Below are 9,975 nucleotides of genomic sequence, written 5' to 3'. Positions count from 1 at the left end.
CGCAAGATCCAGGAGCTGAAGGTCGCGATCAAGCTGGAGGAGGACCTGACCAAGGATCAGATCCTCACCAACTACCTCAACATCACCTTCTACGGCCACCAGGCCTACGGGGTCGAGGCCGCGTCCCAGCGCTACTTCAGCAAGAGCAACAAGGACCTCACCATCGCGGAGGCCGCCACCCTCGCCGGGATAGTGCAGAACCCGTCGTCCTACGACCCGGTGCGCTACCCCGACAACACGGTCAAGCGCCGCAACGTCGTGATCGACAAGATGCTGGAGAACAAGCACATCACCGCCGACCAGGCGAAGGAGGCGAAGGCCGCCCCACTGGGCCTGAAGTACAAGGACCCGCAGAACGGCTGCATCACCGCCCAGGCCGGCATGGGCTTCTTCTGCGACTACGTGCGCCACGTGGTCAAGCAGGACCCGGCCTTCGGCAAGTCCGCCGAGGAGCGCAAGAAGCTCTGGGACACCGGCGGCCTGAACATCTACACCACGCTGGACCCGGACAAGCAGGCCGCCGCCCAGAACGCCGTCACCAAGAACGTCAACGTGACGGACCAGGTGTCGGCCGCGGCGACCATGATGGAGCCCGGCACCGGCAAGATCCTCGCGATGGCCCAGACCCGCCCGTACGGCCTGGACCCGAACAAGAACCAGACCGTCGTCAACCTGAACGTCGACGCCTCGATGGGCGGCGGCAACGGCTTCCAGACCGGTTCGACCTTCAAGCCGATCCTCGCCGCGGCGGCGCTGGAGGCGGGCATGTCGAACACCCAGTCGTTCCCGTCCCAGAACAAGATCGAGTACCCCCAGATGTCCACCTGCTCGGGCACCTGGAAGAACACCGACAAGCCCAAGGCCACGGTGAAGAACGAGCAGGACAGCGAGGTCGGGCCGTACGAGCTCAAGGAGGCCATGGCCCGCTCCGTCAACACCTACTTCGTGCAGATGGAGCAGCAGGTCGGCCTCTGCGCGATGAAGCAGATGGCGAACAAGCTGGGCATCACCCAGTCCGCCAGGGGCGACGCGTTCCAGGAGGTGCCCTCGATGGTGCTCGGCACCATGGAGCTCTCCCCCCTGACCATGGCGAACGTCTACGCGACCTTCGCCGCCCGCGGCAAGTACTGCACCCCGATCGCGATCAACAAGATCACCACGGTGGACGGCAAGGACATCAAGGTCCCGCAGTCCCAGTGCAGCCAGGCCTTCTCCGAGCAGACCGCGGACTCGCTCAACACCGTCCTGCTCAACGTGACCGAGAAGGGCACCGCGGCCGCGCTCGGCCTGGACGACGGCCGCAAGATCGCGGGCAAGACCGGCACCACCGACGAGAAGAAGGCCGCCTGGTTCGACGGCTACACCCCGTCGCTGGCCACCGCGGTCTGGCTCGGCGGCCCGGCCGGCGGCGTCAAGATGAAGAACATCAACATCGGCGGCAAGCACTTCGACGACGTGTTCGGCGCCACCGGCCCCGGCCCGATCTGGCAGATGGCGATGAACCAGGCGCTCAAGGGCACCCCGCTGGAGCCGATCCAGACCACCAACATCCCGGACCCGCAGCCGGCCACGCCCCCGGCGAACACCGCCCCGCCGGCCGACCCGAACACCCAGCAGCAGCCGCCGCAGCCGCCGGCCGGGAACCCGCCGCCCCCGCCCAACGGCAACCCCGGTGGGGTGATAGGGGGAGGGTTCACCCTCCCGCCCGGCTTCATCGGCGGCGGCAACGGGAACGGCGGCAAGCACGGCGGCGGCAACGGCTGACAGGCCGTCCGCGGTGCGGCGCGGGTGACCTCGCGCCGCCGCACCAGGGCAGCACGACAGCACGGCACCGCGGCAGGACGACACCGCGACAGCACGGCAGGACAGCAAACGGCGAAGGGGCGCCCCCGGAATCACCGGGGGCGCCCCTTCGCCGTCGTGGTGCGGCGCGGTGCCGGCTCAGGCCAGGGCGGCCTTCACGGCGGCAGCCACCCGGCCGCCCTCGGCCAGGCCCTCCACCTTCGGCTTGACCAGCTTCATCACGGCACCCATCGCCTGCGGGCCGCTCGCCCCGCTCTCGGCCACCGCCGCAGCCACGATCGAGGCCAGCTCCTCGTCGGAGAGCTGCTTGGGCAGGTACCCGGCCAGCACCTCGCCCTCGGCGCGCTCGCGCTCGGCCTGGTCGGGCCGGTCCCCCTTGTCGAAGGCCTCGGCCGCCTCGCGGCGCTTCTTGGCCTCGCGGGTGATCACCTTCAGCACCTCGGCGTCGGACAGCTCGCGCTTCTCCTTGCCCGCCACCTCCTCGGCGGTGACGGCGGCCAGCGTGAGCCGGATGGTGGACGAGCGCAGCTCGTCCCGGTCCTTGATGGCAGCCGTGAGGTCCTCCTGCAGCTGCTCCTTGAGCGTGGTCATGGGCACGAGTCTCCCACCTGCGGAGTACGGTCGCTTGCCATTAACCGGGCAGGGCGCCGACCCGGCGCCCGCCCGGTGCGGGGTGGCCGGGCGGCTGACCGCTGGTCGGCCGGTCGGCCGGCTGCCCGCCCGCCCGCCCTCGCAACGCTCCGTAACTCCTTATCCTGGTTACATGACCGATGGAGAGCGCGAGGCGGCGACCGGCCTGGTCCTCACGACCCCCGGCGGCGTCAGCTTCCACTTCGACCCGGGCGCCCTCTGCCTCGAACTGCTCACCACCGGCGGCCCCGGTCCCTACGCCCGGTACGAGGTGCTGCACCAGCCGTCCGACCTCGCCGACTGGCTCGCCCGGTCCCGGCTGCGGCTGCCCGCCGACGCCGTGCGGATCTCCGCCGACCACCTCACTGCGGCCCGCACCCTGCGCGACGCCCTCTGGCGCCTCGCCGCCGCCCGCGCCCACGGCACGGCCGGCCCCGCCGCCGACCACGCCGTCCTCAACCGGGCCGCCGCCCACCCGCCGCTCGTCCCCCAGATCGCCCCCGACGGCACCCCGGCCGCCCCGCTGCCCGCCGACGGGGCGCAACTGGTCTCCACCCTCGCCCGGGACGCGATCGCCCTGCTCACCGGCCCGCACGCCGACCGGATCCGCGAGTGCGGGGCCCCCGACTGCCAACTGCTGTTCGTCGACACCTCGCGGCCCGGGCGGCGGCGCTGGTGCTCGATGGAACGCTGCGGCAACCGCCACAAGGTCCGGGCCCTGCGCGCCCGGCGGGACGCCGCGGAACCGGCACCGGGGGCGGCACCGTCCCCTGATCCGTCACCCCGACCGTCCGCTGATCCGTCCCCCCGACCGTCCCCTGATCCGTCACCCCGACCGTCCGCCCGTCCGGCCCCGGCGCCCGTATCCGTACCGGGCCACCGGACGTTCACCAGCTGATCCACCGTCTGAGAGCATGGGCTGATGCGACCGCTGTACTCCGTTCCCCTCGGCGTTGCCGCCGCCGGCGCCGCCTGCCTCGCCTACTCCGTCGGGTACGAGGTGCGCGCCTTCCGCCTCCGCCGGATCGAGGTCCCCGTCCTCCCGCACGGCGCCAAGCCCGTGCGGGTCCTGCAAGTGTCCGACATCCACATGGTGAGCGGACAGGGCAAGAAGCAGCGCTGGCTGAAGAGCCTGGCCGGCCTGCGCCCCGACCTGGTGGTCAACACCGGGGACAACCTCTCCGACCCCCTCGGCGTCCCCGCCACCCTCGACGCGCTCGGGCCGCTCATGGAGTTCCCCGGCGTCTACGTCTTCGGGTCCAACGACTACTACGGCCCGGCCCGCAAGAACCCGGCCCGCTACCTCCAGGCCATGCGCACCGGCGCCCACGGCATGAACAACCCCGACGGCACCGCCCGCCGCGGCATCACCGGCGCCGTCCACAACCCGTGGGAGAAGCTCCGCGACGGCTTCGACGCGGCCGGCTGGCTCGATCTCACCAACACCCGCGGCCGCCTCACCGTCGCCGGCCTCGACCTGGAGTTCACCGGCCTCGACGACCCGCACATCCGCCGCGACCGCTACTCCGAGGTCGCCGGCGGCCCCTCCCCCGACGCCGACCTCTCGCTCGCCGTCGTCCACGCCCCCTACCTGCGCGTCCTCGACGCCTTCACCGCCGACCGCTACCCGCTGATCCTGGCCGGCCACACCCACGGCGGCCAGCTCTGCATCCCCTTCTACGGCGCCCTGGTCACCAACTGCGACCTCGACACCCGCCGGGTCAAGGGACTCTCCACCCACCAGGCCGGCGGCCACCGCTCCTACCTCCACGTCTCGGCCGGCTGCGGCACCAACCGCTACACCCCCGTCCGCTTCGCCTGCCCCCCCGAGGCCACCCTCCTCACCCTCACCCCGGCCCCCCGCTGACCAGCACCGGACGCCCGCACGAAACCGGATTTCGTGTCTCGGCGAGCGTCCGGTAGAGTTCTACTCGTTGCGACGGAGACGGAGCAACAAACCGCAGGACCGGGGTGTGGCGCAGCTTGGTAGCGCGCTTCGTTCGGGACGAAGAGGCCGTGGGTTCAAATCCCGCCACCCCGACCCAGTCCCGAGGGCCTATCGGAGAGATCCGGTAGGCCCTCTGGCGTTGGTGCGCGACTCGCGGAGTGACTGAGCCTCAGGTCCGGTGGGGACAGGGCGTCCATGACCGTCGCGCCGGCCCGCTGATCCCCTGTGCGAAAAAGCGCCTCTGGCCAGCGACGATAAGGACTGTCGAGGTCCTGGTCACCGCGCCGTCCGGAGGCGCTCTTCAGGTGGGCAAGCGCATTTGGTTTCCGCCGCCGGCCCCGGTCCCGAGGGCCCATCGGAGAGATCCGATGGGCCCTCGGGCGTGTGGTGCGCGGTTCGGCGGCGGGTCAGAGGACGGTGGTGAGGTCGGTTCGGGAGGTGATGCCGAGCTTGGGGTAGGCCTTGTAGAGGTGGTGGGCGACGGTGCGGGGGCTGAGGAAGAGTTGGGCCGCGATGTCGCGGTTGGTGAGGCCCTGGGCGGCCAGGCGGGCGATCTGGAGTTCCTGAGGGGTCAGCGGGGTGAGGGGGGCCGACGGGCCGGCGGGGGTGTCGGGGGCGGGGGTGCCGGTGGCGGAGAGTTCGGTGCGGGCGCGGGTGGCCCAGGGGTGGGCGGCGAGGCGGTCGAAGGTCTCGAGGGCGAAGTGGAGGTGGGGGCGGGCGTCGCTGCGACGGCGGTTGCGGCGGAGCCATTCGCCGTAGAGGAGGGCGGTGCGGGCGTGTTCGAAGGGCCGGTGGGCGGTGGCGTGGAGGTCGAGGGCGGCGCGGTAGGCGGGTTCGGCGAGTTCGTCGGGGCCGAGGAGGGCCTGGCAGCGCAGGCGTAGGGCTTCGGCCCAGGGGCGGTCGGCGGCGGCGGTCCAGCGGGCGAAGCGTTCGTAGGGTTCGGCGGCGCGGTCCGGGGTGCCGAGGCGGACGGCGGCCTCGACCAGGTCGGGGACGGCCCGGGTCGCGCCGACGTGGTGCCGGTGCGGGCCGGTGGTGAGGAGCTGGAGGCGGTCCGCGGCGCCGCCGGCGCGGCCCTGGCCGAGGTCGAGCAGGGCGAGTGCCCACACGGCCCAGGGGTGGCCGGCGGCGGGGGCGGCGGTCTGCGGGCCGGTGGTGGCCAGCGCGGTGGCGGCCAGTTCGGCGCAGTGGTCGCCGCGGCCGTCCAGGGCGGCCAGCAGGGCGAGCAGCGCGCTGAGTTGGCTGACCCACTGGTGCTGGCCGGTGTCCCGGGCGAGGGCGAGGGCCTCGGTGGCGGTGACTTCGGCGTCGGCGTGGCGGCCGTGGAACAGCTCGGCCTCGGCGAGGAAGAACTGCAGGGTGGGCATCACCCCGACGGTGCCCTTGGCGCGGGCCTCGGCGACCAGTTCACCGCCGAGTTCGACGGTCTCGTCGTCGCGGCCGAGGATGAGGGTGGCGCCGCAGAGCTGGACGAGGTCGACGGGGGTCTCGGCGCCGGCCCGGCGGGCGGCCTCGGCCGTCTCCCGGACGGGCGGCGGCGCCGCGGCGGACCTGCCGAGGGCCGGGAGGACGGCGGCGGGCAGGTGGCGGGCGAGCGGCGCCAGCGGGTCGTCGTCGGCCAGCGGGAGGGCGGCGAGCCGGTCGAGCACGGCGACCACCGCCTCCTCGCCCGCGTACCAGGCGGCGTGGAAGGCCTGGAACAGCATCCGGGCCGCGTGCGGGCGCTCGATGCCGGTGCCGGCGGCGTCGAGCAGCAGCCGGTACGCCGTCGGGTACGAGCCGCGCCAGAAGTGCGCGGTGGCCCGGACCTGGTTCAGCAGGGCGTGCGCGAGGGCACTGTCGGTGCGGCCTCCGGCCTCGTCCGCGAGCGCTTCGGCCCGCGCCAAGTCGCCTTCCTCGGTGGCGGCTTCGGCCGCGAGGACGAGCCGGCGGGTGGCGCCGTCGCGGTCGGGGGTGAGCCGCGCGGCACGCTCGTACGCGGCCGCGCCGCCCTGGCCGCCGCGGCGCTCGGCGCGGACGGCGGTGCGCTCCAGCGCGTCGGCGAGGGCGGCGTCGGGGGCGGTGGCGGCCAGGGCGAGGTGCCAGGTGCGGCGGTCGCCCTCGGGGAGCACCTCGGCGATGGTGCGGTGGACGGTCAGCCGCTGGTGGTGCGGGGCGCGCTGCAGGATCGCGGAGCGCAGCAGCGGGTGCCGGAAGGCGGTCCGGCGGTCGGCGGTGACCGTCACCAGGCCCGACTGTTCCGCCGGGGTGAGGTGTTCGGCACCGACGCCGAGCGCGGCCGCGGCGGGCAGCACGACGTCCAGCTCACCGCTCTCCTCGGCGGCGGCGACCAGCAGCAGCGTCTGGGTGGCCGACGGCAGGCCGGTGACCTGGCCGTGGAAGGCGATCAGCAGTCGGCTGGTCAGCGGCAGGCCGCCCGCGGCGTCCGTCTGCGGCCCGGCGGGGACCGGGAGTTCGGTGAGGGCGAGCGGGTTGCCGGCGGCCTCGGCGAGCAGCCGGTCGCGGGCGGCGGCGGGCAGGTCGGGGCCGGCCCGGTCGGCCAGCAGCCGGGTGGCGTCGGCCTCGGCGAGGGCGCTGACCGGCAGTTCGGGGAGTCCGAGTCGCCGCTCCGCCGAGGTGCCGCCCTCGGTGCGGGCGGCGAGCAGCAGGGCGACCCCCTCGGCCTGGAGCCGGCGGGCGGCCAGCAGCAGGGCGTCCAGGGAGGCGCGGTCCAGCCACTGCACGTCGTCGACCACGCACAACAGCGGCCGATCGGACGCCAGTTCGGCGAGCAGCCCGAGGGTGGCGAGACCGACCAGCAACCGGTCCGCGGTGGCGGTCGAGGCGTCGCCGAGCCCGAACGCCGCTTCCAGGGCCCGCCGTTGCGGCCCCGGCAGGGCGTCCAGCCGGTCCAGGCCGGGGGCGAGCAGCATGCTCAGCCCCGCGAAGGGCAGTTCGGCCTCGTACTCGACGCCCGCCGCGCGGATCACCCGGAACCGGGCCCCGGCCCGCGCCACCGCGTCGTCCAGCAGCGCGGTCTTGCCGATCCCCGCCTCGCCGCGCAGCAGCAGCACCCCGCTGCGCCCGTCCCCCGCCGCCGCCAACAGTCCGTCCACGGCGGCCTGTTCGTGTTCCCTCCCGTACAGCATGCCCCCGACCCTACCCAGCCGCCCCGCCGCGCCCGCGGGCGCAAGGTACGTAGGGCCATGCCTATACGTGACCGATTCGGTCGCCGCGCCCCGTCCATACGGTGGTTGAGCAGCGGGAACGACCCGCCCGACCACCCACCGGAACACGGGAGACAACCATGACCGAGATCACCGTCGCCGCCCTCCAGCAGCTCGCCGAGCGCTACCTCGCGGTGTGGAACGAGACCGACCCGGCGGCCCGCCGCAAGCTGATCGACGAGGTGTGGGCCGAGGACGGCCACTACACCGACCCGCTGGCCGCCGTCGTCGGCCGGGACGCGATCGACGCCCTGATCGGCGCCGCCCAGGCCCAGTTCCCGGGGCTGGAGTTCACCCTCGGCCCGGTGGACGCGCACCACGACATCGCCCGGTTCACCTGGAACCTCGGGCCGGCCGGCGCCGAGCCGGTGGTCATCGGCTTCGACGTGCTCGCGGCCACCCCGGACGGCCGGATCGGCGCCGTGTACGGCTTCCTGGACCGCGTCCCGGGCGCCTGAGCCGCGCCCCCGGGCAACTGCGGGGCGGGACGCCGGCGCACCGGGCCGCCGCCGGAGCACGGGGCGTCGCCGGGGCACCGGACGGCGTCCCGCCCCGGCGGCCCTCGCCCCCCGCGTCCCGCCCCGACGCCCCGCACCGCCTCGCCCCGCTTCCCTGCGTCAGCCCCCACGGCGAACCCCAGCGCCCCGACGCCCGAGCCCCGAACCCTTCGAGGAGAGCCCGAGATGAGCACCTCCGTGGACGCCCGACGGTCCGCCCCACCCACGTCGGCCACGTCGGCCGCAACAGCCGCAACAGCCGCGACGGCCGCGACGGCCGCGACGGCAGCAACCGCCCCCAGGGGCCTGCTGCCGGTCATCCTGACGGCCACCTTCATGACCGCCCTGGACGTCTTCGTCGTCAACGTCGCCGTCCCCTCCCTGCAAGCCGATCTGGGGGCGGGCCCCGCAGCCGTCCAGTGGGTGATGGCCGGGTTCAGCCTGGCCCTGGCGGCCGGGCTGGTCACCGCCGGCCGGCTCGGCGACCGCTACGGCCGCCGCCGGGTGTTCGCGCTCGGCCTGGCCCTGTTCACCCTCGCCTCCGCCGCCTGCGGCCTCGCCCCCACCGCCGGGGCCCTGGTGGGTTCCCGGGTCGCCCAGGGGTTGGCGGCGGCGCTGATGGGTCCGCAGGTGCTGGCGATCCTGCGGACGGCGTTCAGCGGTGCGGCGCAGGCGCGGGCCTTCGCCCGGTACGGGCTGACCATGGGCGTCGGCGCGGTGTTCGGTCAGCTGATCGGCGGGCTGCTGATTCGCGCGGACCTGCTCGGCCTCGGCTGGCGCAGCTGCTTCCTGATCAACCTGCCGATCGGCCTGGTGGCGCTCGCCCTGGTCCGCCGCTGCCTGCCGGAGTCGCGCGCTCCGCAGCGGCCGGGGCTGGACCCGGTCGGCGTACTGCTGGTCACCCTCGGGCTGACGGCCCTGGTGCTGCCGCTGATCCAGGGGCCCGGGCTCGACTGGCCGCTGTGGACCGGGCTCTGCCTCACCGCCTCGCTGGTGCTGCTCGCCGCCTTCGCCGTCCACCAGCACCGCACCACGGGCACCGCCGTCCGAGCCGCCGCCGCCCCGCGCACGACCGCCACGAGCGCGCCCACCGCCCCCGGCACCGGAACCGCCCCCGCCCCCACCGCTCCGCTGGTCGACACCCGGTTGTTCCGCAGCCGCGCCTTCAGCGCGGGCCTGCTCGCCCAACTCGCCTTCTGGCTCGGCCAGGCCTCCTTCTTCCTGGTGCTCGCCCTGCACCTCCAGCTCGGCCGCGGCCTGGACGCGTTGGGCGCCGGACTGGTGTTCACCGCCATCGGCCTCGGCTACCTGATCACCTCCAACACCACCCACCGGGTCACCGCCCGCCTCGGCGAGCCGCGCACGATCACCGTCGGCGGCCTGCTGATGGCCGCCGGGCTGGGCCTGCTCGCCCTCACCGCCTACGGCGCGGCGGACGGCAGCGTCTGGTGGCTGGCGCCCGGGCTGTTCGTCGACGGTCTCGGGATGGGCCTGGTGATCGCCCCGGTCACCACCGTCGCCCTGGCGGCCGTCGAACCGGGGCTGGCCGGTTCGGCGGCCGGTGTGGTGTCCACCGTGCAGCAGGTCGGCGGCGCCGTCGGGGTCGCGCTGATCGGCCTGGTCTACTACGGCGCGGGCGACGCGACGGCCGCCTTCGGCCGCAGCGTGACGGCGCTCGCGGTGCTGGAGCTGGTGCTCGTGGGCCTGGTCCGGCTGCTGCCGCGGACGACCCGGCGTCCGTGAACCTTCAGGCGGCGGGGCCCGGCGACACGGGGCGCCGGGCCCCGCTGCACCCGGGACGAGGCCGGCCCACGCCGGGAACGGTGCCTGCCGACACGCGGGACGAGGCCGGCCGGCACCGGGGAACGGAACGGGCGGGTGGGGCGATCCC

At 74.5% G+C, this 9,975-nt stretch carries 6 protein-coding genes, 1 tRNA gene and 1 pseudogene; 6 read left to right on the top strand and 2 right to left on the bottom strand.

The window, feature by feature from the left end:
• Nucleotides 1-1,764: transglycosylase domain-containing protein (locus ABT247_RS14235; RefSeq protein ID WP_350742464.1), on the top strand; the 1,764-nt coding region annotated here is incomplete at its 5' end.
• Between the two features lie 177 nt (nucleotides 1,765-1,941).
• On the opposite strand, the gene ABT247_RS14230 is transcribed toward ABT247_RS14235, so the two are convergent.
• Complete coding sequence (locus ABT247_RS14230; RefSeq protein WP_350742462.1) at nucleotides 1,942-2,394, bottom strand: GatB/YqeY domain-containing protein; 453 nt, start codon at nucleotides 2,392-2,394, stop codon at nucleotides 1,942-1,944.
• Between the two features lie 172 nt (nucleotides 2,395-2,566).
• Between ABT247_RS14230 and ABT247_RS14225 the strand changes: the two are divergent.
• From ABT247_RS14225 to ABT247_RS14215, 3 genes and pseudogenes are all read left to right on the top strand, one after another.
• Nucleotides 2,567-3,172: pseudogene (locus ABT247_RS14225) on the top strand (CGNR zinc finger domain-containing protein); the annotation flags it as partial.
• 183 nt (nucleotides 3,173-3,355) lie between these two features.
• On the top strand, nucleotides 3,356-4,300 hold the full coding sequence (locus ABT247_RS14220) for a metallophosphoesterase (protein WP_350742460.1): 945 nt from the start codon (nucleotides 3,356-3,358) through the stop codon (nucleotides 4,298-4,300).
• 100 nt (nucleotides 4,301-4,400) lie between these two features.
• A tRNA-Pro gene (locus ABT247_RS14215) sits at nucleotides 4,401-4,474 on the top strand.
• A gap of 314 nt (nucleotides 4,475-4,788) precedes the next feature.
• On the opposite strand, the gene ABT247_RS14210 is transcribed toward ABT247_RS14215, so the two are convergent.
• Nucleotides 4,789-7,509, bottom strand: a complete 2,721-nt coding sequence (locus ABT247_RS14210; protein ID WP_350742458.1) for a helix-turn-helix transcriptional regulator — start codon at nucleotides 7,507-7,509, stop codon at nucleotides 4,789-4,791.
• A 158-nt stretch (nucleotides 7,510-7,667) separates the two neighbouring features.
• On the opposite strand from ABT247_RS14210, the gene ABT247_RS14205 reads away from it, so the two are divergent.
• Entirely contained in the window at nucleotides 7,668-8,045 is a 378-nt protein-coding gene (locus ABT247_RS14205) for a nuclear transport factor 2 family protein (protein WP_350742456.1), read from the top strand.
• A 225-nt stretch (nucleotides 8,046-8,270) separates the two neighbouring features.
• Nucleotides 8,271-9,827 carry an MFS transporter gene (locus ABT247_RS14200; protein WP_350742454.1) on the top strand — a complete coding sequence of 519 codons (1,557 nt, stop codon included), beginning with the start codon at nucleotides 8,271-8,273 and terminating at the stop codon, nucleotides 9,825-9,827.
• Nucleotides 9,828-9,975 lie beyond the last annotated feature (148 nt).

Source organism: Kitasatospora sp. NPDC001539, assembly GCF_040298565.1.
Lineage (GTDB): Bacteria > Actinomycetota > Actinomycetes > Streptomycetales > Streptomycetaceae > Kitasatospora.
Note: the sequence above shows the minus strand (reverse complement) of the source record. Positions and strands in the feature narration are given on the sequence as shown.